Origin of the sequence: Micromonospora sp. NPDC006431 (assembly GCF_042870725.1) — a bacterium.
Classification (GTDB): Bacteria; Actinomycetota; Actinomycetes; order Mycobacteriales; family Micromonosporaceae; genus Micromonospora.
This window is the reverse complement of record NZ_JBIAHQ010000027.1, coordinates 41,547-64,032: the sequence shown is the minus strand read 5'-3', so window position 1 is coordinate 64,032 and position 22,486 is coordinate 41,547. Positions and strand designations below refer to the sequence as shown.

At 73.1% G+C, this 22,486-nt stretch carries 21 protein-coding genes; 11 read left to right on the top strand and 10 right to left on the bottom strand.

What is annotated here, in order from left to right; genetic code table 11:
* Window positions 1-27: 27 nt before the first annotated feature.
* The 3 genes from ACFYM6_RS31260 (at window position 28) to ACFYM6_RS31250 (ending at window position 3,495) form a co-directional block, all read left to right on the top strand.
* A complete protein-coding gene (locus tag ACFYM6_RS31260) occupies window positions 28-405 on the top strand; it encodes an SCP2 sterol-binding domain-containing protein (RefSeq protein ID WP_387281068.1) in 378 nt (125 codons plus the stop codon).
* On the top strand, window positions 402-2,453 hold the full coding sequence (locus tag ACFYM6_RS31255; RefSeq protein WP_387281067.1) for a glycogen debranching N-terminal domain-containing protein: 2,052 nt from the start codon (window positions 402-404) through the stop codon (window positions 2,451-2,453). The genes ACFYM6_RS31260 and ACFYM6_RS31255 overlap by 4 nt, the downstream gene beginning before the upstream one ends.
* Before the next feature lie 115 nt (window positions 2,454-2,568).
* Window positions 2,569-3,495 (top strand): diacylglycerol kinase, encoded by a 927-nt coding sequence (locus ACFYM6_RS31250; protein WP_387281066.1) that lies wholly within the window; start codon window positions 2,569-2,571, stop codon window positions 3,493-3,495.
* A 93-nt stretch (window positions 3,496-3,588) separates the two neighbouring features.
* On the opposite strand, the gene ACFYM6_RS31245 is transcribed toward ACFYM6_RS31250, so the two are convergent.
* Complete coding sequence (locus ACFYM6_RS31245) at window positions 3,589-4,368, bottom strand: HAD family hydrolase (protein ID WP_387281081.1); 780 nt, start codon at window positions 4,366-4,368, stop codon at window positions 3,589-3,591.
* Window positions 4,369-4,445: 77 nt separating this feature from the next.
* Between ACFYM6_RS31245 and ACFYM6_RS31240 the strand changes: the two genes are divergently transcribed.
* The gene (locus ACFYM6_RS31240) at window positions 4,446-7,235 is read left to right on the top strand and encodes a DEAD/DEAH box helicase (RefSeq protein ID WP_387281065.1); all 2,790 of its coding nucleotides are present in this window, start codon (window positions 4,446-4,448) and stop codon (window positions 7,233-7,235) included.
* Between the two features lie 59 nt (window positions 7,236-7,294).
* Here ACFYM6_RS31240 and ACFYM6_RS31235 read toward each other — a convergent pair whose 3' ends face one another.
* A complete protein-coding gene (locus ACFYM6_RS31235; protein ID WP_387281064.1) occupies window positions 7,295-8,215 on the bottom strand; it encodes a 5'-3' exonuclease H3TH domain-containing protein in 921 nt (306 codons plus the stop codon).
* A 61-nt stretch (window positions 8,216-8,276) separates the two neighbouring features.
* Window positions 8,277-8,495, bottom strand: a complete 219-nt coding sequence (locus ACFYM6_RS31230) for a hypothetical protein (protein ID WP_387281063.1) — start codon at window positions 8,493-8,495, stop codon at window positions 8,277-8,279.
* A 102-nt stretch (window positions 8,496-8,597) separates the two neighbouring features.
* Between ACFYM6_RS31230 and ACFYM6_RS31225 the strand changes: the two genes are divergently transcribed.
* A complete protein-coding gene (locus ACFYM6_RS31225; protein WP_387281062.1) occupies window positions 8,598-9,671 on the top strand; it encodes a DUF4037 domain-containing protein in 1,074 nt (357 codons plus the stop codon).
* A 47-nt stretch (window positions 9,672-9,718) separates the two neighbouring features.
* Here the strand turns inward: ACFYM6_RS31225 and ACFYM6_RS31220 are convergent, their stop codons facing one another.
* Window positions 9,719-10,306: a hypothetical protein gene (locus ACFYM6_RS31220; protein ID WP_387281061.1), complete on the bottom strand. Its 588-nt coding sequence runs from the start codon at window positions 10,304-10,306 to the stop codon at window positions 9,719-9,721.
* Window positions 10,307-10,548: 242 nt separating this feature from the next.
* Window positions 10,549-11,811: an MFS transporter gene (locus ACFYM6_RS31215; protein ID WP_387281060.1), complete on the bottom strand. Its 1,263-nt coding sequence runs from the start codon at window positions 11,809-11,811 to the stop codon at window positions 10,549-10,551.
* 83 nt (window positions 11,812-11,894) lie between these two features.
* Here ACFYM6_RS31215 and ACFYM6_RS31210 point away from each other — a divergent pair, with 83 nt between their 5' ends.
* Window positions 11,895-12,800, top strand: coding sequence for a winged helix-turn-helix transcriptional regulator (locus tag ACFYM6_RS31210; RefSeq protein ID WP_387281059.1), 906 nt, complete (start codon window positions 11,895-11,897; stop codon window positions 12,798-12,800).
* 181 nt (window positions 12,801-12,981) lie between these two features.
* Entirely contained in the window at window positions 12,982-13,104 is a 123-nt protein-coding gene (locus ACFYM6_RS31205) for a 50S ribosomal protein L36 (protein WP_073836781.1), read from the top strand.
* A 194-nt stretch (window positions 13,105-13,298) separates the two neighbouring features.
* Here the strand turns inward: ACFYM6_RS31205 and ACFYM6_RS31200 are convergent, their stop codons facing one another.
* The gene (locus ACFYM6_RS31200; protein ID WP_387281058.1) at window positions 13,299-14,603 is read right to left on the bottom strand and encodes a cellulase family glycosylhydrolase; all 1,305 of its coding nucleotides are present in this window, start codon (window positions 14,601-14,603) and stop codon (window positions 13,299-13,301) included.
* A gap of 149 nt (window positions 14,604-14,752) precedes the next feature.
* Between ACFYM6_RS31200 and ACFYM6_RS31195 the strand changes: the two genes are divergently transcribed.
* Both ACFYM6_RS31195 and ACFYM6_RS31190 read left to right on the top strand, forming a co-directional pair.
* A complete protein-coding gene (locus ACFYM6_RS31195) occupies window positions 14,753-15,565 on the top strand; it encodes a SigB/SigF/SigG family RNA polymerase sigma factor (protein WP_387281057.1) in 813 nt (270 codons plus the stop codon).
* Window positions 15,566-15,882: 317 nt separating this feature from the next.
* The gene (locus ACFYM6_RS31190) at window positions 15,883-16,293 is read left to right on the top strand and encodes a hypothetical protein (protein ID WP_387281056.1); all 411 of its coding nucleotides are present in this window, start codon (window positions 15,883-15,885) and stop codon (window positions 16,291-16,293) included.
* A 95-nt stretch (window positions 16,294-16,388) separates the two neighbouring features.
* On the opposite strand, the gene ACFYM6_RS31185 is transcribed toward ACFYM6_RS31190, so the two are convergent.
* From ACFYM6_RS31185 to ACFYM6_RS31170, 4 genes are all read right to left on the bottom strand, one after another.
* On the bottom strand, window positions 16,389-17,471 hold the full coding sequence (locus ACFYM6_RS31185) for a cellulose binding domain-containing protein (RefSeq protein ID WP_387281055.1): 1,083 nt from the start codon (window positions 17,469-17,471) through the stop codon (window positions 16,389-16,391).
* Between the two features lie 145 nt (window positions 17,472-17,616).
* Window positions 17,617-19,035 carry an RNA-guided endonuclease TnpB family protein gene (locus ACFYM6_RS31180; RefSeq protein WP_387281054.1) on the bottom strand — a complete coding sequence of 473 codons (1,419 nt, stop codon included), beginning with the start codon at window positions 19,033-19,035 and terminating at the stop codon, window positions 17,617-17,619.
* 101 nt (window positions 19,036-19,136) lie between these two features.
* Complete coding sequence (locus tag ACFYM6_RS31175; protein WP_073836787.1) at window positions 19,137-19,478, bottom strand: MmcQ/YjbR family DNA-binding protein; 342 nt, start codon at window positions 19,476-19,478, stop codon at window positions 19,137-19,139.
* 46 nt (window positions 19,479-19,524) lie between these two features.
* Window positions 19,525-20,142 (bottom strand): TetR/AcrR family transcriptional regulator, encoded by a 618-nt coding sequence (locus tag ACFYM6_RS31170; protein WP_387281053.1) that lies wholly within the window; start codon window positions 20,140-20,142, stop codon window positions 19,525-19,527.
* A 103-nt stretch (window positions 20,143-20,245) separates the two neighbouring features.
* Between ACFYM6_RS31170 and ACFYM6_RS31165 the strand changes: the two genes are divergently transcribed.
* Together ACFYM6_RS31165 and ACFYM6_RS31160 are read left to right on the top strand one after the other, a co-directional pair.
* Window positions 20,246-20,710 carry a MarR family winged helix-turn-helix transcriptional regulator gene (locus tag ACFYM6_RS31165; protein ID WP_387281052.1) on the top strand — a complete coding sequence of 155 codons (465 nt, stop codon included), beginning with the start codon at window positions 20,246-20,248 and terminating at the stop codon, window positions 20,708-20,710.
* 76 nt (window positions 20,711-20,786) lie between these two features.
* Window positions 20,787-22,418, top strand: a complete 1,632-nt coding sequence (locus ACFYM6_RS31160) for an MDR family MFS transporter (protein ID WP_387281051.1) — start codon at window positions 20,787-20,789, stop codon at window positions 22,416-22,418.
* Window positions 22,419-22,486 lie beyond the last annotated feature (68 nt).

The window sequence follows — 22,486 nt, the reverse complement described above, 5'->3', positions numbered from 1 at the left end:
CGACGGCCCTCTCCTGGGAGGCGTGTGGTGTCCGATCCGATCGAGGCGTACTTCGCGCAGCTCGCCCGTCGGCCTCCGGAACGGCTGCACCGCCGCACCGCCGGCACGGTCCGGTTCGAGCTGGACGGGCCCGACGGCGTCGACATCTGGCATCTGACCATCGCCGACGGCCGGGTCACGGTGTGCCGCGAGCGGCGCGACGCCGACACGGTCTTCCGCACCGACCGGGACTTCTTCGCCCGGATGGCCCGCGGCGAGGCGAAGCCCCTCCCGGCGTGGCTGCGCAACGACATCACCGCCGAGGGGCGGTTCCGTTTCGTGATCCTGCTGGAGCGCCTCTTCCCCGCGCCGGCCGGGGGACGCCACCCGCGGGCCGTGGCGGGCGGACGTGGGGAGCGCCGATGACGTCGAACCTGGTCCGCGTGATGGACGGCAACATCTTCGTGCTCAGCGAGGACAACGGCGACATCGAGGCGACGCCCAGCAACCCCAGCGGCTTCTTCGACTTCGACACCCGGTTCCTGTCGCTGTGGCGACTCACCCTGGACGGCGACCGCCTGCACCCGCTCTCCCTCGCCGAACGGGACCATGTCACGCTGCGCTTCTTCCTCGTGCCGGGCGCCCCGACCCACTACGTGGACGCCAAGTCCTCGGTGATCCGGGAACGCTCCATCACCGGTGGCGTGTTCGAGGAGCGGCTGACCGTGCTCAACCACGACCGGGTGCCGGTGGACTTCACCGTACGGCTGGACGTGGCGAACGACTTCGCGCCGATTCGCGCCATCGATCAGGAGCGGACCCCGCCGGGGCGGTTCTACCAGCGGATCGAGGAACGCCGCCTGCGCCTCGGCTACCGGCGGGAGCGGTTTCAACGCGAGACGGTGGTCTCGAGCAGCGAGCCGGCGCGGATCGACGAGCGCGGGCTGACGTACGCGGTGCGGGTGGCTCCCAAGCAGGGCTGGACGACCACCCTGCGGGTGCGGTCGCTGGTGCCGCGCCCCGACGGCCGGGACGTCCGGGAGGTGTTCGAGGGGCTACCCCGGCGCAGCGCCGCCGAGCGGCAGCGGGACCTGGCGGCGTGGGTGGACCGGGCGCCCCAGCTCTGCTGCGACTGGGACGCGCTGACCGGCGCCTATCGGCGCAGCCTGGTGGACCTGGCGTCGCTGCGGTATTCGCCGCTGACCCTGCCGGACGAGGCGATGCCCGCCGCCGGCCTGCCGTGGGTCGCCACCATCACCGGGCGGGACGCCATCCTGTCCAGCTTCGAGGCCCTGCCGGTGGCTCCGGAGCTGGCCACCGCGACGCTGCGGATGCTCGGCATCGACCAGGGCTCGGTGCTGGACGACTTCCGCGACGAGGAGCCGGGCAAGATCCTGCGCGAGTTTCGCTACAGCGAGCTGGCGGCCTTCGAGGAGCGGCCGGACTCCCCGTACTTCGGCAGCGCCGATACCACGCCGCTCTACGTGATCCTGCTCGACGAGTGCGAGAAGTGGACCGGCGACGCGGACCTGGTGCGGGAGTACGAGCACGAGGCCCGCGCGGCGCTGCACTGGATCGACGAGTACGGCGACCTCCTCGGCGACGGCTACATCCGGTACCTGCGGCGCAACGAGCAGGCCGGGTTGGAGAACCAGGGCTGGAAGGACTCCCCGGAGGCGATCTGCCACGCCGACGGGCGGCTGGCCGCGCCGCCCGTGGCCCTCTGTGAGCTGCAGGGGTACGCGTACGACGCGAAGCTGCGCGGGGCCCGGATGGCTCGGGAGTTCTGGGGCGACCCGGTGTACGCCGAGCAGCTGGAGCGGGAGGCGGCCGCCCTGCGGGAGCGCTTCGACCGGGACTTCTGGATCGCCGACCGGGGTTACTACGCGCTCGCCCTGGACGGTGACGGCCGGCAGGTGGACGCGCTGGCGTCCAACATGGGCCACCTGCTGTGGAGCGGGATCGTGCCGCCGGAGCGGGCCGGGCAGGTCGCCGAGCACCTGCTCGGCCCGCGGCTCTTCTCCGGCTGGGGTGTGCGGACTCTGGCCGAGGGGCAGGTGCGGTACAACCCGCTCGGCTATCACGTCGGCGCCGTGTGGCCGTTCGACAACGCGCTGATCGCCTGGGGGCTGCGTCGGTACGGGCTCGTCGGGGAGGCCGGCCGGATCGCCGAGGCCATGATCGACGCGTCCCGGTACTTCCAGGGCCGGTTGCCGGAGGCGTTCGCCGGTTATCGCCGCGAGCTGACCCGATACCCGGTGTGCTACCCGACGGCGAACAGTCCGCAGGCGATGGCGACCGGTGCCGTCTTCCTGCTGTTGCGCGCCCTGCTCGGGCTGGAGCCGTCCGGGGAGCACCTGCTGATGTCGCCGTCGGTGCCACCCCGGTTCGGCCGGGTGGAGCTGCTCGACGTGCCCGGGCGGTGGGGCCGGATCGATGTGATCGGCATCGGGTTGGCCCGCCCTCGGGCCTGACCGCCCTGCCGCCCCGGAGTCCGCCGGCCCGCTTTCCCCACCTGGCTCCCCGGGGCGTGGCTGGGCGGTGAGCACGGGTGTCTCCCCTGGTGAGCGGTGTGGGTCGTGCCGTACGGTGCTCGCCGTGACCGCGCACGATCTTGTTCCGCCCGGCCCCGTCGCCGTACTCGCCAACCCGACCGCCGGCCGGGGGCGGCACCGTGGCCTGCTGCCCCGGCTGGTGGATCGGCTGGCGGGCGCCGGCCGGCCGGTCCGGCTGCTGGAGGCGGCCACTCCGGAGGAGGCCGAGGTGGCCTGCCGTGCCGCGGTCGCCGACGGCGCCGCCGCGCTGGTGGCGGTCGGCGGGGACGGCACGGTCCACCGGGCGTTGCAGGCCGTCGCCGGTACGGCGGTGCCGTTCGGCCCGGTCCCCGCCGGCACGGGCAACGACTTCGCCGCCGACACCGGGTTCCCCGCCGACCCGGTCGCGGCCGTCGAGGTGATCGTCGACGCGTTGCGGGGCGGCCGGACCCACCCCGTCGACCTGGCCCGGCTGACCAGCGCCGACGGCGGCGTCCGCTGGTACGGGGCGGTGCTGGCGGCCGGCTTCGACGCCATCGTCAACGAGCGGGCCAACCGGATGCGCTGGCCGCGCGGGCCCCGCCGGTACGACCTGGCGATCCTGGTCGAGCTGGCCCGGCTGCGGCCGCGCCGCTACCGGCTGCGCCTCGACGGCGAGGAGCACGAGCTGGACGGGGTGCTCGTCGCGGTCGGCAACTGCGCCAGCTACGGCGGCGGCATGCGGATCTGCCCGGATGCCGATCCGACCGACGGGCTGCTGGACGTGGTGGTGGGCGGACGGTTCGACCGGCGCACCCTGATCCGGGTCAAGCCCCGCATCTACCAGGGCACGCACGTCGCGCACCCACTCGTGCGCAGCTACCGGGCGCGTACGGTGGAGCTGGACGCGGCCGGCATCACCACGTACGCGGACGGGGAGCGGGCGTTCGACCTGCCGGTGCGGATCAGCGCGGTGCCGGGGGCGGTGCGGCTGCTTCGCTGACCGGGCCGCCGGGGACCTCGGCGGCCGCTGTTCACCCCGAGTCGGCGTTGCCCGGGCATCGCCGACCTTCCCGTGTCCCCGAGCTGGGGTGGATCATGCGTCGGGACGCAGGGCCAGGTCGAGTACCGCGCCGAGCCCGTTGGGGCTGCCGGCGTCGGCGCAGGGCAGCACCAGCACGGTGCAGCCGGCCTGCACGGCCCCCGCGTCGGCGGGGGTGTCGCCCACCATCAGCGCCCGCTCGGGGTCGACGCCGAGCATCCCGCACGCCCGCCAGAAGATCCCCGGGTCCGGCTTGCAACGTCCCACCTCGTACGACAGGGCGTACGCGTCGATCAGGCCGTCGAGCTTCCAGGCGGCGAAGAGCGGCCGGAGGTCGAACCCGATGTTGCTGACCACCGCCACCTTCACCCCGGCGGCCCGCAGCGTGGTCAGCACCGCCTCGGTGTCCGGGTACGGCACCCAGCCGTCGGGGATCAGCACCCGCTCGTAGAGCGCGTCGGCGAACCCCTCGATGCCGGCGTCGACCGTCTCCGCGAGCCCGGTGTACGCGCCGCGGTGGGCGTGCGGGTAGAGGTCACGGTCGGCCCACAGCTCGGCGAGCTGGGGCGGTACCCGGGCCGGCAGCGGGCCGCCGGCCCGGCCGGCGGTCAGCAGCCGGTCGGCCAGCGCGGTGGCCCGGACCCGGTCCAGCTCCACCCCGCACGCCGCCGCGGCGGCCTGCACCCACTCGCGCGGCTCCTCCACCTGCGCGAGCGTGCCGTGGAAGTCGAAGAGCACCGCCTCCACGGGGCGGCGGGACGTGCTCGGGCGGACGGCGTCGTCGGCGCCGCTCGAGGCTTGGGGGGATTCGGCATGGTCCGGCACGTCGTGCACCCTACCGACCCGCACCGACCGCCCTGCCGGACGGCCTTGGCCGGTGGTCGTCGGCCGTACCGATTAATCTTGAAGGCATGTCAAGCCCCGCCGAGCGGTACGCCGCGGCGCGCCGCCGGGCCGCGCAGGCCTCCGCCTTCCCGGCCCTGCACGAATTCGCCCAAGAGCTGGGGTTCGGCCTCGACGACTTCCAGCGCGAGGCGTGCGAGGCGCTGGAGCGGGGCAGCGGGGTGCTGGTCTGCGCGCCGACCGGCGCCGGCAAGACGGTGGTCGGCGAGTTCGCCGTACACCTGGCGCTGCGGGGCGGCCCGACGGCGGCCGACGGCGGTGGGCCGCCCATGCGGCGCAAGTGCTTCTACACCACCCCGATCAAGGCGCTGTCCAACCAGAAGTACCACGACCTGGTGGACCGCTACGGCGCCGAGCAGGTCGGCCTGCTCACCGGCGACAACGCGATCAACGGCGACGCGCCCGTGGTGGTGATGACCACCGAGGTGCTGCGCAACATGCTCTACGCCGGCTCGGCCACGCTGGAGGGCCTGGCCTACGTGGTGATGGACGAGGTGCACTATCTCGCCGACCGGTTCCGCGGCGGGGTGTGGGAAGAGGTGATCATCCACCTGCCCGCCTCGGTCACCCTGGTCTCCCTGTCGGCGACCGTCTCCAACGCGGAGGAGTTCGCCGACTGGCTGGTCACCGTGCGGGGCGAGACCGCGGTGGTGGTCAGCGAGCACCGGCCGGTGCCGCTCTGGCAGCACATGCTGGTCGGCAAGCGGATGTTCGACCTGTTCCACGACGCCGACGCCGCCCGCAAGCACGACGTGCACCCGGAGCTGCTGCGCTACACCCGGGACACGATGCGCCGCCTCGAGCTGGGGGAGGGGCGCAGCGCCGGCCCCGGCGCCGGGCGGCGCGGCCCCCGCTGGCGCGGCCCGATGCGTCCCGACATCGTCGACCGGCTCGACCGGGAGGGGCTGCTCCCGGCGATCCTGTTCATCTTCAGCCGGGCCGGCTGCGACGCCGCCGTGCAGCAGTGCCTCGCGGCCGGGCTACGGCTCACCACCCCCGAGGAGCGGGCGGAGATCCGCCGGGTGGTCGAGTCCCGGGTCACCGCCATTCCCGGCGAGGACCTCTCCGTCCTGGGCTACTGGGAGTGGCTCGACGGGCTGGAGCGCGGGCTCGCCGCCCACCACGCCGGCATGCTGCCCGCGTTCAAGGAGGTCGTCGAGGAGCTGTTCGTCCGCGGCCTGGTCAAGGCGGTCTTCGCCACCGAGACCCTGGCGCTGGGCATCAACATGCCGGCCCGGTGCGTGGTGCTGGAACGCCTGGTGAAGTTCAACGGCGAGGCGCACGTCGACCTCACGCCGGGGGAATACACGCAGCTCACCGGGCGGGCCGGCCGGCGGGGCATCGACGTCGAGGGGCACGCGGTGGTGGTCTGGTCGCCGGAGACCGACCCCCGGCACGTCGCCGGCCTCGCCTCCACCCGCACCTACCCGCTGCGCTCCAGCTTCCGGCCGTCGTACAACATGGCGGTCAACCTGGTCGGCAGTGTCGGCGCGGAGCCGGCCCGGGCGCTGCTGGAGTCCTCGTTCGCGCAGTTCCAGGCGGACCGGTCGGTGGTCGGCCTGGCCCGGCAGGTGCAGCGCAACACGGAGATGATCGAGGCGTACGGCGCGGAGGCGGCCTGCCACCACGGCGACTTCGACGAGTACTTCGCCATGCGGGTGGCCATCGCCGACCGCGAGCGGGCGCTGGCCCGGCAGGGGCAGACCCAGCGCAAGGCGGCCGCGATCGCCTCGCTGGAGCGGCTGCGGGTGGGTGATGTGATCCGGGTGCCGTCCGGGCGGCGGGCCGGCCTGGCGGTGGTTCTCGACCCGGCCACCGGCGGCTTCGGCGAGCCGCGCCCGCTGGTGCTCACCCAGGACCGCTGGGCCGGGCGGGTCAGCCCCGGCGACTTCACCACCCCGGCCGAGGTGCTCGCCCGGATCCGGGTGCCCAAGCACTTCAACCACCGGTCCCCGGCGGCGCGGCGGGATCTCGCCGCGGCGGTCAGCGGCACCGGGCTGGACCGGCACGGCGGCCGGCGGGGCGGGCGCTCCAAGCAGGCGGTCGGCGAGGACCATCGGCTCAGCCAACTCCGCGCCGAGCTGCGCCGGCACCCCTGCCACGCCTGCCCGGACCGGGAGGAGCACGCCCGCTGGGCGGAGCGGAGCCGCCGCCTGGAGCGCGACACCGAGGAGCTGCGCCAGCGGGTCGCCGGCCGGACCGGGTCGCTGGCCCGTACCTTCGACCGGATCGTGGCGCTGCTGACCGCGCGGGGCTACCTTTCCGCCGACGGCGAGGTCACCGACGCCGGCCGGATGCTCGGCCGGATCTGGACCGAGGCCGATCTGCTGGTCGCCGAGTGCCTGCGCCGGAAGGTATGGGACGGCCTGTCCCCGGCCGAGCTGGCCGCCGCCGTGTCGGTGGTGGTCTTCGAGGCCCGCCGGGACGTGGACGAGCGGGCCTCGCTGCCGCGTGGGCCGGTCGCCGACGCGGTCGACGAGACGCTGAAGCTGTGGAGCGACATCGAGGCGGACGAGGCCGCCCGTGGCCTCGCCGTCACCCGGGAGCCGGATCTCGGGTTCGCCTGGCCGATCTACCGGTGGGCGCGCGGCGAGGCCCTCGCCAAGGTGCTCGCCAGCGGGCAGCAGATCGACGGTGAGATGCCCGCCGGCGACTTCGTCCGCTGGGCCCGGCAGGTGGTCGACCTGCTGGGTCAGCTCGCCGACTCCGGCGGCGCCTCCACCGAGGTGCGGGCCACCGCCCGGCAGGCGATCGCCGCTGTCAAGCGGGGGGTGCTGGCCTACCACGGCGCCGCCTGATCAGGCGTGGCCGCTCCCGTCCCGGCGGATCCGGCGGTGGGCGGGAGCGACGCCGCCGGTCAGGACCCGGTGGCGACGGCGTCCACCAGGCGGCGGCACGAGCCGGCGAGGTTCCACCGCTGCGCCAGCTCCAGCAGCCGGTCCGGGTCCGCGGGCGCGGTCGGCAGCGCGGTGGCCAGCTGCGGCAGCGGTACGTCCGTGGCGACCCGCACCACCTTCGGCGCGACGGCCAGGTAGTCCCGGGCCGCCTCCAGCTTGGTCCGTAGCCCGGGGGCGAAGCCGGCGTCCCGGTCGTCCAGGGCGGCGAGGATGCCGTCCAGCCCGTCGTACCGCTCGATCAGCCGGGCGGCCGTCTTCTCGCCCACCCCGGGCACCCCGGGCAGCCCGTCGCTCGGGTCACCACGCAGGGCGGCGAAGTCGGCGTACCGGTCGGCGGGGACGCCGTAGCGCGCCCGGACGGCCGTGTCGTCGCAGTCCTCCAGCTTGGCCACGCCCCGCCCGACGTAGAGCAGCCGCACCTGGCGGACGTCGTCGACGAGCTGGAACAGGTCCCGGTCGCCGGAGACCACCTCCGCCGGGCCGGGCTGGGTCACCGACAGGGTGCCGAGCACGTCGTCGGCCTCGTAGCCGGTGGCGCCGACGGCGGTGATGCCGAACGCGTCGAGCACCTCCAGGATCATCGGCACCTGCGGGGAGAGGGTGTCCGGGACCACCTCGCCGCCCTCCGGCGCGACCCGGTGCGCCTTGTACGACGGCAGCAGCTCCACCCGCCACGCCGGACGCCAGTCGTGGTCGAGGGCGCAGACCATCCGGTCGGGCCGGCGGGTGCGGATCAGCTGGGCCAGCATGTCGAGGAAACCGCGGACGGCGTTGACCGGCTGGCCGTCGTCGGTCTTCGCGGCGGACTCGGGGATGCCGAAGTAGGCGCGGAAGTAGAGGCTGGGGGAGTCGATCAGCAGGATCGGGGGTCGGTGTGCCACGGCACCAGCCTGGCACAGCGGTGTGACGAGGTGGGGGACGGCGATCGGTGCCGCCCGGCCGTCAGCCGCCGTCGCGGCGGTACAGGGTTTCCCGGCGGGCCACCCGCTGCAGGGCGTAGCTCGCGACCAGCAGGACGACCGCCAGCACCACCTCGACCCAGGCCAGGGTCCCGCTGGCGACGATCAGGCCGACCAGGAGCAGCGCCAGCCCGACCACCGCGAGGACGCCGGCCCACAACAGCCGGCGACGCCGTACGGCCTCCCGACCGGTCCCCGACACCGCCCCGCCTCCCTGGCCTCTTTTCCCCAGGCTATCCACCTCGACCGGCCGGTGGACCGATAACCGCTGGGTGGCCCGGTGCGCGCCCGGCAGACTGACGGCATGGCGTTCGTACCCGGCCTGACGCTCTGCCGGCGCTTCCACGACGAGGTGCTCGCCCCGCTGCTGGCCCGCCGCCTGCCCGCCGTCCGGTACGCCGCCGGGCTGCTCGACGGCGGCTCGGAGCTGCTCGGGCTGGACACCCCCCGCTCCACCGACCACGACTGGGGGCCGCGTACGCAGCTCTTCGTCGCCGATCCCGCCGACGTCGCGCCGGTGCGTGCGCTCCTGGACGCGGAGCTGCCGGCGGAGTTCCTCGGCTGGCCGACCCGGTTCGCCGGCGGCCCGGACGTCCGGCTGGGCGTGGTACGGGCCGACGGCGACCGGCACGGGGTGAGCGTCGACGAGCTGGGCGGGTGGCTGCGCGGGCGGCTCGGCTGCGACCCGCGCACCGGGATGGGGGTGGCGGACTGGCTGGCCGTACCCACCCAGCGGCTGGCCGAGCTGACCGGTGGGGCGGTCTTCCACGACGGGCTCGACGGGGCGCTGACCGCTGCTCGCGCCCGGCTGGCCTGGTATCCGGACGACGTGTGGCGGTACGTGCTGGCGGCCGGCTGGCACCGGATCGGCCAGGCCGAGCATCTGGTCGGCCGGTGTGCCGAGGTCGGCGACGAGCTGGGCAGTCGGGTGGTGACCGGCGGGCTGGCCCGGGACCTGATGCGCCTCGGCCTGCTGCTGCACCGCCGCTGGCCCCCGTACGCGAAGTGGCTGGGCACCGTCTTCGCCGCGCTGCCGCCGGCGGCCCCCGTGCTGGACGCCCTGGCCGCCGCCCTCGGGACGGGCGGCTGGCCGGAGCGGCAGGCCGGGCTGGTCCGGGCGCTGGAGACTGTCGCGGCCTGGACCAACGACACCGGACTGGCCGCCCCGGTCGACCCGACTGTCCGGCAGTTCCACCACCGGCCGTTCCTGGTCCTGGACGCGGACCGGTTCGTCGCCGCGCTGTACGCCGCCGTCACCGACCTGGACCTGCGGGCCCGCCCGCCGGTCGGCGCTGTCGACCAGTACCTCGACAACGTCGCCGTGCTCACCGACCCGGAGCGGGTCCGCCGGGTCGCCGCGGCCGTCCTGCCGGACTGACCGTCCCGCCACGTAACGCGGGCGGACCGGCCGGCCCGGGCGGTCGGTCAGCGCGTGGAGTTCGTCCGCCACAGCGCCGTGGCGAGCCAGAGCAGCCCGACGCCGACCAGCGCGCCGTGCCCGATCCGGATGGCCGCTGGGGCGAAGAACTGTGGCAGGAAGAGCAGGAATCCGAGGGCGAACGGCACCCCGCTGAGTTTGGACATCAGGCCGCTGCGCCAGACCGCTGCCGCGCCGAGGGCGGCGCTGACGCCGAGCGCGAGCAGGCCCGTCAGGAAGCTGGTGCCGGCCACCGGGTCGAACCGTACCTGGTCGGCCATGGCGAGTATGTCGATCTGCGGGTTGGCCGCGGCCTGGATCGCGATCGCGTGCAGGCCGAACGCCTCGGCGCCGTAGTAGGGCAGCACCAGGCCGGCGCCGACCGCACCGGTGACGAAGGCGGTGACGGCGGTGCGGCCGGCCCGGGTGCCGGCGACGGCCTGGGCGAGGGCCAGCAGGCCGAGCGGCACCAGGATGAAACCGATCATGGCGAAGGTGTGCGCGGGCACCCAGGTGCCGGCGGACATCGCGGCGAGGGCGCCGGCTGCGGTGGACTCGTCGTGCCAGGGGCGGAGGGCGGGATAGAGGACGAACATGACGGCTGCGGCGGCGAAGGCGGCGGCGCCGACTCGGATTCGGCTGATCGGGGGCTCCTTGACTCGTTGAGGGGAGGTGTGGGGCAGGGATGGCGAGGAACGCCACGGGCCCCAGCGAAGCTGGCTATTCGCTGTAGCCAAAAAGCTAATGTCATTAGCTTTTGGTGTCAAGGGAGCACCCTGGACCTGGCCGCCGCACGGCCGCGACGTGGAAGCGGCGCCCACGGCGACGCTGCGCCCGGTCAGCCGACCGCCGCGACGGTCCGCTCAGCCGGGTCGTCGACCCGCAGGTCGGTGAGGTCGCGCAGCTTGCGGACGGGGGAGAGGAGCAGGGTCAGCGGGGCCAGCGCCGTGGCCGCGGCGAACACGAGCAGCGTGGCGCGCGCTCCGGCGAGACCGGCCAGCGCGCCGGCGGCCAGCCCGCCGACGGGGATCGCGCCCCAGGAGACGAAGCGGACCGTGGCCATCACCCGGGAGAGCAGGTCCGGCGGGCTGGCGGTCTGCCGGTAGGTGCGGGTGGTCACGCTGAGCACCACCACGCCGCCGGCGAAGACCACGTTGCCGGCGGCGAACGCCAGGTACGCCGGCCAGCCGGCGCCGACCGGCACCAGGAACGCGCCGCCGACCGCGAGCAGGCAGGCGACGACCAGGGACCGGGCGGTGCCCCACCGGCTCGTGATCCATGGGGTCAACGTCGCGCCGACCAGCGACCCGAGCCCCTCGACCGCGAGCAGCACGCCGACCAGGGCGGCCGGGGCGTGCAGCTCCCGGACCAGGTAGAGCGGGTAGACCGCCAGCTGGGCCCCGCACACGAAGTTCACCGCGGTGGCCGTCCACATGGTCGGCCCCATGACCGGGTGGCGGGTGACATACCGCCAGCCCTCGCCGATCATGGCGCGCACCGGCGGCCGGCGGTCCGGGGCGTCGCCGCGGCGGGCGGGCAGGGACCACAGCAGCGCGGCGGAGACCAGGTAGCTGGCCGCGTCGACCAGCACGGCCGGCACCGCGCCGAGCGCCTGCACCGCCAGGCCGCCGAGGGGCGGCCCGCTGAGCTGGGTGCCGGCGTGGGTGGCCGAGGTGAGGCTGTTGCGGGCGTGCAACTGCTCCCGGGAGACGATGGCCGGCAGGAACGTGGCGTTGGCGACGTCGAAGAGCACGTTGGCGAAGCTGACCACCAGGGCCACGACGACCAGCTGGGCGACGGTCAGCAGGTCCCACCACCAGGCGAGCGGGATGGAGGCGACCGCGAGCGCCCGGGCCAGATCAGCGCCGACCTGCGCACCGCGCAGCGGCAGCCGCTGCACGATCACGCCGGCGGGCAGCCCGATCACCAGCCAGGCGACGTAGTTCGCGGCGGCGATCAACCCCATCTCGAACGCGGACGCGTCCAGCACGGTGAGCGCGGTCAGCGGCAGCGCGACCGCGCCAACCGCCGACCCCACCGAGCTGGACGTGCCGGCCGCCCACCAGCGCCAGAACACCCCGGCCCCCTGCCCGACGGACATGCCGCCAACCCCCGATCCGAGCCAGTGAGTTCCAATCTGGAACGGACTATAGTCGAGGCGGCCGGTCGAGCGGGAGGTGGAGTGTGAGGCGCGCGGATCTCGGCGACGCCGACTGCGGCATCGCGCAGGCGCTCGGCGTGCTCGGCGACTGGTGGACCTTCCTGATCGTCCGCGAGATCGCCGGCGGCACCACGCGGTTCGACGCGTTGCAGCGGGAATTGGGGGTCAGCCGGCGGGCGCTCACCGAACGGCTCGGCGGCCTGGTCGAGCAGGGGGTGCTGCGCCGCCGGCCGTACTCGACCCACCCGCCGCGCCACGACTACCTGCTGACCGGCAAGGGCGAGGCGCTGCTGCCCGTGCTGGTCGCTCTGCAGGACTGGGGGACCCGGCACGTGATGGGTGACGGCGAGCTCACCGCCACGGCGGACGCCGACTCCGCCGAGGCGCGCCGGATGCACCGCCTGGTCGGTCGCCGCATACCGGACATGACGTTGCGCCGGCACGACGGCGGGGCGGAACCACCCGCCGTGCCCGCCCGATGGACCGTGCTCTACCTGTTCCCGGGGGCGTACGCGCCGGGGACCCAGGGCCCTCCGCCGGCCTGGGCGGAGATCCCCGGCGCCGTCGGGTGCACTCTCGAGTCCCGGACCTACGCCGACCGGCACGAGCTCTTCCGGGCCGCCGGCGCCGAGGTACGCGGGGCGAGCACCCAGCGGCCGGACCAGCTGCGGGCCTTCGTCGAGCACGCCCGCCTGCCGTACCCGCTGCTGTCCGACGAGGACGGTCGGCTCGGCGCCGGCCTGCTGCTGCCCACGTTCCGGGCGGGTGGGGTGCCACGGTTCAAGCGGCTGACGCTGCTGATCGACCCGGAGTCGGTGGTGCGGGCGGTGCAGTTCCCGGTGACCGACCCGGCCGGCTCGGTCGACGAGATGCTCGACGAGGTCCGCCGACGGGCCGTCGGCCAGGCATGGAACCGACCACACCGGTAACACCGGCAAGCCCAGCTCCTTCACCCTCAACGGCATCCCCAGCACGGTCGCCTGACAGCGGGACGGCCGCCGGGTGCCCACCCGGCGGCCGTCTCCCGACCATCCCTGCCCGCATGGCCACCGCGGCGGCGGGTACGCGATCAGGACGGCCGAGAATCCAGCAGGAACGGGGTGAACCGGAATGAAGGTCCGTAGCTCTCTCCGTGGGCTGAAGCGGAAGGTCAACTCGATCGTGGTGCGCCGGCGCGGCAAGGTCTTCGTGCTCAACAAGGCGGACCCGCGGCAGAAGGCCCGCCAGGGCTGACCGAACGACCTGGACCGGGCGAACCCGCACCGGTGGGCGACCCTGCGCCGGGCCGTGCAGCGCGTCGCCGACCAGCCGGCGGAGCTGGGCCTGGTGCCGGGGCCGGGCCGGCTGCTCTGCGCCGCGCCGGCCTCATCGACGGTTGACGGCCCAGCCGGCGGCGGCCCGCTCAGGGCCGCCGCCGGTCGCGCCGGTCAGGACGTCGGGAAGTTGTCCGGGGTGCGGATGCGGTTGCGCATGAAGTTCCCCGAGTCGGTGAGCACCGCGGTGCCGGCGTACGTGCCGCCGTTGCAGGTGCCCGGCTTGAACGCCGCGCTGCCCTCGCTCGCGTCGGAGTACGTCCAGTTCGCGTAGCTGATCTTCAGCCGGTCCAGCAGGTCGAGCCAGGCGGCGCTGCTGGCCGTGTCGACGGCGCCGTCACCGGTGTAGGTGACCGTGCCGAACTCGGTCACGAACAGCGGGATGCGGGCGGCCGCCCGCTGCGCCTTGTCCCGGTGGGACGCGGCGTAGAAGTGGAAGGCGTACATGATGTTGCTGGCCCGGACCGGGTTGTTGGCGACCTCGTCGGAGTTGCCGCCCTCGGAGACGCCCAGCGAGGACCAGCCCCGGGTGCCGACGATGACGACAGCGTCCGGATCGTTGCCGCGGATGACCGGGATCACCTGTTTGGCGTAGGTCCGGATGGTGGACCAGCTGACCCCGTTCGGCTCGTTGGTGATCTCGTAGATCACGTTGTTCTTGCTGGCGTTTCGCGCCGAGACCGCGGCGAAGAAGGTCTTGGCGCGCTCCAGGTTGTACATCGGATCGCCGGGCGTGAGGGTGTGGAAGTCGATCAGCGCGTACATGCCGCGCGCGGTCGCCTTGTCCACCAGCGTGTTCACCTGGTTGGTGAAGCCGGTCGGGTTCGTCTCGTAGCCCTGCTCCTGCACATACATCGAGATGCGCAGCAGGTCGGCCTGCCAGTCGTCGGCGAGGGCGTCGAGGGAGGCGTCGTGGTAGCACCTGGCGAACCACTGCAAGCCGTGGGTGCTCATGCCGCGCAGTTGGATCGGCCTGCCGTAGTGGTTGCAGAGGTTGACGCCGCAGACCCGCAGTTGCCCGTTGATCGCCACCGGGGTGGTGCCGGTGGGCGGCGGAGGCGTGGTCGGCGGCGATGTGGTGGGCGGGGGAGTGGTGGTCGGTGGCGCGCTGGTCGGGCTGGTCCCGCCGGTGCAGGTCGTGCCGTTGAGGGTGAACGCCGTCGGCGCCGGGTTCGCGGTGGTCCAGCTGCCGTTGAACCCGATGGTGGTGCTCGCCCCGGTGGCCAGCGCGCCGTTGTAGCTGAGGCTCTGCGCGGTGACCGTGCTCCCGCTCTGCTGGAAGGTCGCCGACCAGCCCTGGGTGACGCGCTGCCCGGAGTTGGGGAACGTGAAGCCGAGTGTCCACCCGTTCACCGGGTCGCCCAGGTTCTGGATGGTGACGGTGGCGGTGAACCCGCGGGTTTTGGTGGTGCCCGCCACCCCCGCCGCTCGGTGAGTTAGTGCCGGATTGGGAGGTTATGGGGCTTATATCCATCGTCCGTTCGGTTGATTTGATGACGACCGTTGGTCTAGGGTGACTGACACGACCGGTGCTGGGAGCCCCGTCTCCCCAGGACAGGAAGGGCAGTATGACTACGACGACCATCGCGCCGACGACGACCACGGACGTGCACCGCACGGCGACCAGCGGCGAGGAGACCCGGGCCAGCGAGCTGATTGCCGCCCTTGCCGCGCTGCCCGCGGAGCACCCGGACCGGCCGGCCCTGCGCAACCAGGTCGTCGAGGCGTGGCTGCCGCTGGCCAACCACCTCGCCGCTCGTTACAGCGGGCGGGGTGAGCCCACGGGCGATCTGGCCCAGACGGCGGCCCTCGGCCTCATCAAGGCGGTGGACCGGTTCGACGCCTCCCGCGGCGTCGACTTCGCCGGGTTCGCCATCCCGACGATCCTCGGCGAGATCAAGCGGCACTTCCGCGACCGCACCTGGAACATCCGCGTGCCGCGTCGCCTCCAGGAGCTGCGGCTGCGCATCTCCGAGGCGAACAGCACGCTCACCCATACCCTCAACCGGGCCCCCACGGTGGCTGACATCGCCGCCCACCTCGACCTCACGGAGGAAGAGGTCCTCGAGGGCCTGGAAGGGGCCCGCGCCTACAACGCCGTCTCGCTGTCGACCCCGATCGGCGACGGCGACAGCGCCACCGAGCTGGGCGACACCCTCGGCACCGAGGACGGCGAGTATGAGCTGGCCGAGCTGCGCGCCTCCCTCGGGCCGGCGCTGGCCACGCTGGACGAGCGGGAGCAGCGGATCCTCACCCTCCGCTTCTACGGCAACCTGACCCAGAGCGAGATTGCCGCCCGCATCGGAGTGTCTCAGATGCACGTGTCCCGGCTGCTCGCCCGCGCGTTGGCCAAGCTGCGCGGCCAGCTCGCCGAGGCCTGATCCGCCGGGGCGGACTCCCGCGCCGCCCGTGGTTCCACGAGCGTGCCGCGTTCCCTGCCCCGCCACCGGCTCCGCCCAGGTGGCGGGGCGCTTCAGTTCACCCGGTCCGTTGTCGTCGGTCCGGAGCCGGGGCATCAGCTGAATGGCGAGGTGAGTGGACCGGGTGGCACTTGATTTCTGTGAAATAATGTGGTATTATGTCCGCTTCTGACTGGTAACGTGGCGGCTCCCTCGGGGTGTGTCCCGTCGCGCCGCCCGGGGTTTCACTGACGGCCCGCCATCCCGGCGCGGTCGCCCTCCGGAAAGGACCAGTCACGTTGCCCGACGCTTCCACCGTCCCGCTCGACAGCCGCGTCCGTAGCTTCCTGGCCGCACTGGGGCCGGCCGCCGGCCCCGCGGACAGCCCCGCTGTCGACGACTGCTTCGCCGACCCGTTCCTCCTGGCCGACGACACCGGCGCCCGGCCCGTCCCCCGGGCCGCGTTCCTCGCCGCGCTGCCTCGTCGGGCGCAACTCTTCGCCGACCTCGGGCTCGGCCCCGCGGCGCTGACCGGCGTCACCTGTCAGCGCCTCGACGACCGGTACGTCCTCGCCCGTACCGAATGGGCGGCATCCCGGGTGGACGGCGGCCGACCGGCGCCGCTCGCCTCCTCGTTCCTGCTGCACGACGACGGTGAGCAGTTCCGCGTCGTGCTCTACCTCAACCACCAGGGCCTGCCGCAAGCCTGACCCACCCGGCCGGCCGGGGACTGGCATCGGCCCGGCGCGGACCGCCGTGGGTGGTTGCCCGCCGGTCGGCGGCGGCTCCGGGTCGGGCAGAACACCTAGAGGCCGGTGCACGCCGCGCCGTCGATGGTGCAGGCTTCGGGCGCCGTGGCCGACGCGTCCGGGTCGCGGACGTCGAACCGGAACGTCCGCGAACCCCCGGCCGGCACGGCCGGTCCGGTGAAGGTGACCACCTGCCCGTTCTGCTTGCCGTCGGCCCCGTTGACGTTGCCGATCTCGGCTCGCGCCCCGAGCGTCACGAGTACCGTCCAGCCCTCCTTCGCCGCGCTGCCGGGATTGGTGATCGTCACCGCGCCCCGGTAGCCGAACAGCCGGTCGGAGACGGTCTCGTAGCTGGCGGTCAGGGCGGGGGCGGCCGGCGTCGTCGCGCTGGGGGTGCGGCTGGGCGTGGCCGTCGGGGTCGGGGTTGGAGTCGGGGTGGGGCTGTGCCGGCTCGTGGCGGCCGCCGTGCGGGTCGGGGTGGGCTGGGGAGCGCGGCTGGTGGCGCTGGGCAGGACCAGCGGAGCCGACTGCGGTGTGGCGTCCGGTGGCTGAGCGGTCGGCCGCCGGGTCGCCCACACCCCCGCCCCGACCAGCAGCGCGAGGCAGGCCAGCGCGGCGATGACCATCGCCCACAGGCGTCTGGTCCGGGCCCGGCCGTCGCCGAGCAACCGGACCACCGGCAGTTCGGCGGTCAGTCCGCCCTCGGCGCGGCGCAGGTCGACCTGCTGGAACGCCAGCCAGTCGAGGATTGCCGGCAGCCGTACGGACAGCGCCTGCTCGTGTTGCTCCGCACGACGGTCGCCCTGTGCGTCGTTCCACTCGCCCTGCTCCAGCATCTCGTACAGGGACAGCCGGCAGCCGTGGCTGGTGGGGGCGATCGTGCAGGTCAGCACGGTCTGCCGGTCGCCCTCCTGGCAGTGCAGCACCAGCCGCTCCGGCGCCTGCCGCTCGACCACGGTCGCCTCGACGTCGGCGTCGAAGCCGGGCAGCCCCGCCGTCCGCAGCAGCAGCCGATCCGGGGCGTCCGCCGCCGGCGCGGTCTCGACGAACCACTTGCTGAGGTACGCCGTGTCGGTCAACGCTCGCCAGACCCGGGCAGGCGGGTGGAACAGTTCGACCTCGATGCCGATCTCGATCACGCGCAGATGCTACGGCTCGGGCTGTCCCACCATTCCGGACGGTCGGCCCTTCCGCGGGCGTCACTGCGCCGGCTGCTCCGGGCCCTCGTCGTGCCAGCGGGCCCGCCAGGCGGCCTCACTGGCCTCGTGGATGGTCTTCTGCTTCCTACTCGTTGCTCATAGCTGAGCAGTTCGGATGGTTCGCTCTCCGCCTGGCGGTGGCTGGGCTGGAGTCCTGGACCGGCAGTCTGGTCCGGTGGCGATCGGTCCGGTCCTGCAGGATCTGCTTCACCACGTGGTGTGGGGTGTGCAGGGCGATGTCGGGGTCGCCGGCTCGGTGCAGGATGTTGATCGCGGCGTTCATGTCGGCCTGCCACACCACCCCGCATCGGGTGCAGTGAAACCTGTCCCCGCTGCGTCGGCCGAAGTCGCCGCATTGGTGGCAGGTTTGTGAGGTGTAGGCGGCGTTGACGGGAACGTGCGCAGAACCTCTGCGCTCCGACACGCTTTTCAGGGCCTCGGCGGTGACTCCTTTGGTCCACGCGGCGAGACGCCGGTTGATGTTCTTGGGCAGCTTTTTGCGCCCGGTGAAGCGTTTGGTGAGGTCTTCGGCGATCACGGTGGCGGCCTTGTCGACGACCTCGTGCACGGCGGTGAAGATCTCCGTACGCACCCGCGCCCGGTGCCGGGCCGCCTGCCGGTCCCGTTTCGCCGTGCCAAGGTTGTTGGCCTTGATCCGGTGCGCTTTCGCGTGGTCACCACGCAGGGCAGCGGTGTTCGCGATCGAACGTAGCTTCGCCCGACGCCGGTTGCGTTCCTTCAACCGATCCGACTCGGCGGTCAGCAGCATGCCGAGTTGTTCACCGTGGGGCTGGCCGTCGGAGTCGGTGAGGGCTTCGGTGTAGCCCTTGTCCACACCGACCCTCGCCTCGCCGCACGGCCGCTGCGACGACCGCATCGCCGATGCGTCGATCTGGTAGTGCACCTCGACCCGACCCCGGCGCAGGATCAGCCGCAACGTCCCCGCCGGCGCGACCGTCGTCGACAGCGGGATCCGGACCATCTTGCGGGGCTCGAGACCGGGAACCGCCAGCCACAACCGGCCCCGCCCATCGGCGGCGGTGTTGTAGTTGTCGGCGCGTACCACGATCTGATCGTGCGTGCGGTTGCGGCCGCGCTTCCAATGCTTGCGCATCTGCCGAGCCAGGAACGGGTCACTGGCCCACTGGTCCGCCTTCAGCGCGGTGTACATCCGCTGGCGCTCGGCCGGGTCGTTGGTGCGTCGGCTGATCGCCCGCCGGACGTCAACCTTGGCCGCCTCCAGGCTCGCTCCGATGTCGGCCATGGCGTCGCGGACGGTTTCCTTCCACGCATTCGCCAACACACCAAACAACGCGTGTGTGCCGTCGGCCAGCCACCGGTCCCGCACCTGCCGGTCCCGCAACCCAGACCCGACTCCGAGGATCGAGCCGTAACGCTGCCACACTTCACTACGTACCCGGCCCAACCGGCGGGCCTGCTCTACCAGAGCGGCGTACTTGCCTGGATTCAGTCGGGCCGAGTAGGCGATCCGGGTGACCTTCACCGGTCACCCTCCATGGCCAAGTCCGCCCTTTCCAACTCCTTCTCGTAGCGGCGCAGACCGTACAGCCGGTACGAGAAGGTGTGCACGACTCGGCGCCGGGCTCAGTCGCCCAGCCGCTGCCGGGCGAGGAACTTCGGCACCACCATCCGCCACGACTCGGTGACCAGCTCGGTCATCTGGTCGTGGTCGAGCCGCTCGAGGTGGCAGCACACCCAGTTGAACCGCAGGTCGGACGGGCGGGGGAGGAAGAACAGGTCCGGCTCGGCGGCGATGAGGCCGTCCCGCTGCTCCTTCGGGTAGCCGAAGCCCATCGTCCGCTCGTCGCGGGAGAACGCGACGTAGACGATGGCGCCGACACGGAACTTGATCCGGTCGCGGATCAGGTGCTCGCTGGTGCGGGGCAACGTCCGGGCCAGCGCCCGGACGTCATCGACTGTGACCACGGGACGGACGGTAACCCCGCCGTACGACATCGTCCGCGTTCCGGCGTCAGCGGTGGGTGCTGGTGCGGCCCTCGGTCGCGGCGGCGGGGGCGGCCAGCGCGAGCGTGGCCCGGAGCGTGTCGACCAGCGGGCCGTCCGGCTGTTCGAACCAGTACTGGACGGCGACCCGCAGGGTGGCCAGGAAGGCGGCGGCCAGGATCCGGGAGCGCAGGGCCGGGTCGGGACCGGTGAGCCGGTGGGCCAGCTCACCCGCCAGTTCCCGTTCGATCGCCCCGTACGCGGCGACCTGGTGCGCGAGGAGGCCGGGGTGTCCGTGCAGTTGGCGGCGTCGGGTGAGCCAGGACACGGTGGGGTCCTCGAACATCTCGCCGGCCTGGTGCAGGGCGGCCCGGCTCAGCGCGGTCCACGGCGCCTCGTCGGTGGGCCGCTCGCGCAGCAGCTCCAGCATCCGGCGCAGCCGCACGGTGTCGCCGTGGAAGAGCGCCTCCTCCTTGCTGGAGAAGTAGTTGGAGAAGGTCCGCCGGGAGACGTTGGCGGCGTCCGCGATCGCCTCGACGGTGACCCGCTCCGGTCCCTGCTCCACGGCGAGGCGCAGCGCCGCCTCGTGCAGGGCGAGCCGGGTCGCCGCCTTCTTGCGTTCCCGCAGCCCGGTGCCCTCCGACATGAACACCAGCCTACGTGATCCATTTCTCAACGAGCAAACTTGCCTACTGCGCAAGATTCGCCAATTATTGCTTGAGGCAACCAACTCCGTCTGGAGGACAACTGTGGACCCCGCCACCCGCGAACTCGGCACGCGCCTGGAGCTGCTGACCGGCGTGCGGCTGCTCAAGCAACAGCGCGCCGACGACCGGCCGGTCGTGCCGCCCGGCCTGGTGGGCCTCCTCATGCACATCGACCGCTGCGCCACCGGATGCCACGCCCGGGAACTGGCCGAGCGGACCCGGCTCGACCCGTCGACCGTCAGCCGGGCGGTCGCCGCCCTGGTCGCGCACGGCCTGGTGGACCGGCGTGCCGACCCCAGCGACCGGCGGGCCAGCCACCTGACCGTCACCGCGGCCGGCCGCGCGGCCCTGGCCGACACCTACGACTGGTACGGCGGGGTGCTCGACCGAGCGCTCGCCGACTGGACCCCCGGCGAGGTGGCGGCGCTGTCCGCCGCGCTCGGCCGGTTCACCCGCGACATCGAGGTCGCCCTCGCACACCACAACAACCTGGAGGACGCGCAATGAGCGAGCGCAGCGAGCGAATCATCAAACGCAGTGCGGCGGAGCCTCGTGCGGCCGCCGAGCGCAGCGAGGTGGCCGCATGAGCGCACCCACCGCAGCCGAGCCCATGGGCAAGCGACAGACGCTGGAAGCACTCAGCGGTCTGCTGCTGGTGCTCTTCGTCGCCATGCTCAGCGGCACGGTCGTCTCGACCGCCCTACCGAAGATCATCGGAGCGCTCAACGGCACGCAGACCCAGTACACCTGGGTGGTCACCGCCACCCTGCTCACCGCGACGGCAACCACCCCCATCTGGGGCAAGCTGGCCGACCTGTTCAACAAGAAGATCCTCATCCAGGCCGCCATCGTGGTCTTCCTGGCCGGCTCGGTGGCCGCCGGCTTCGCGCAGAACACCGGCCAGCTCATCGGCGCCCGCGCGTTCCAGGGCATCGGCGTCGGCGGCCTGCAGGCCCTCGTCCAGGTCGCCATCGCGGCGATGATCCCGCCGCGCGAGCGCGGCCGGTACAACGGCTACCTCGGTGGCGTGATGGCCCTCGCGACCGTCGGTGGCCCGCTGCTCGGCGGTCTCATCGTGGACACCTCCTGGCTCGGCTGGCGCTGGTGCTTCTTCGTCGGCGTACCCGTCGCGGTCGTCGCGCTGATCCTGCTCCAGGCCACACTGCGCCTGCCCACCGTGCGCCGGGACAACGTCAAGATCGACTACCTCGGCGCGTCGCTCATCGCCGCCGGGGTCAGCCTGCTGCTGATCTGGATCTCGTTCGTCGACAGCTCGTTCGCCTGGATCTCCTGGCAGAGCGGCACCATGGTCGGCGGCTCGCTGCTCCTGCTCGCCCTGGCCGCCTGGGTCGAGTCGCGGGCCGCCGAGCCTGTCGTCCCGCTCGACATCGTCCGGGAACGCACCACCGCCCTGGCCATCCTCGGCAGCCTCGCGGTCGGCATGGCCATGTTCGGCGGCGCCGTCTTCCTCGGCCAATACTTCCAGATCGGCCGCGGCTACAGCCCGACCGAGGCCGGCCTGCTCACCATCCCGATGATGGCCGGCGTCCTGCTCTCGTCGATCGTCGTCGGCCGGCTCATCACCAAGACCGGCCGGATCAAGCCGTACATCGTCGCCGGGTCGATCATCCTGGTCGCCGGCTTCGCCCTGCTCGGCACCATCGACCACGAGACCTCGCTCGTACTGCTCGGCGTGGCCATGTTCGTCGTCGGCACCGGCGTCGGCATGACCATGCAGAACCTGGTGCTCGCCGTGCAGAACACGGTGGCGCTCAAGGACATCGGCGCGGCCAGCTCCAGCGTGGCGTTCTTCCGCTCCCTCGGTGGCACCATCGGCGTCTCCGTGCTCGGCGCCGTCCTGGCCCGCCGGGTCACCGACCGGATCACCCACGACCTGGCCGCCGCGGGCATCCCGACCAACGACGGTGGGGGAAGCAGCAGCTTGAACCTCAGCGCCCTGCCCGCGCCGGTGGAGCACATCGTCCGCGCCGCCTACGGCGACGCCACCGGACACATCTTCCTCATCTCGGCCGCGATCGCCGTCGTCGGCATCCTCGCCGCGCTGCTGCTCAAGCCGGTCACCCTGCGGTCCAGCCTCGACCTGCCCGACAGCGCACGGTCGGCCGCCGTCGCGGCCGACGCGGTCGACGGCGCGCCCGCCTTCGACCAGGTGCCCGTCGACGCCGGGACGAACCGCGATCCGTCCCGCCGCTGACACCTGACCCAAGGATTCAGGGCCGTCGCCGTCCCCGGCGGCGGCCCTGAACCGTCCCAGGCCGGCAT

Bases quoted from the DNA above. Each gene is read 5' to 3' on its own strand.
- ACFYM6_RS31225 (WP_387281062.1), top strand. From the start codon at position 8,598: ATGGCGTTCGTACCCGGCCTGACGCTCTGCCGGCGCTTCCACGACGAG.
- ACFYM6_RS31255 (WP_387281067.1), top strand. From the start codon at position 402: ATGACGTCGAACCTGGTCCGCGTGATGGACGGCAACATCTTCGTGCTC.
- ACFYM6_RS31205 (WP_073836781.1), top strand. From the start codon at position 12,982: ATGAAGGTCCGTAGCTCTCTCCGTGGGCTGAAGCGGAAGGTCAACTCG.
- ACFYM6_RS31215 (WP_387281060.1), bottom strand. From the start codon at position 11,811: ATGTCCGTCGGGCAGGGGGCCGGGGTGTTCTGGCGCTGGTGGGCGGCC.
- ACFYM6_RS31160 (WP_387281051.1), top strand. From the start codon at position 20,787: ATGAGCGCACCCACCGCAGCCGAGCCCATGGGCAAGCGACAGACGCTG.
- ACFYM6_RS31240 (WP_387281065.1), top strand. From the start codon at position 4,446: ATGTCAAGCCCCGCCGAGCGGTACGCCGCGGCGCGCCGCCGGGCCGCG.
- ACFYM6_RS31220 (WP_387281061.1), bottom strand. From the start codon at position 10,306: ATGTTCGTCCTCTATCCCGCCCTCCGCCCCTGGCACGACGAGTCCACC.
- ACFYM6_RS31195 (WP_387281057.1), top strand. From the start codon at position 14,753: ATGACTACGACGACCATCGCGCCGACGACGACCACGGACGTGCACCGC.
- ACFYM6_RS31170 (WP_387281053.1), bottom strand. From the start codon at position 20,142: ATGTCGGAGGGCACCGGGCTGCGGGAACGCAAGAAGGCGGCGACCCGG.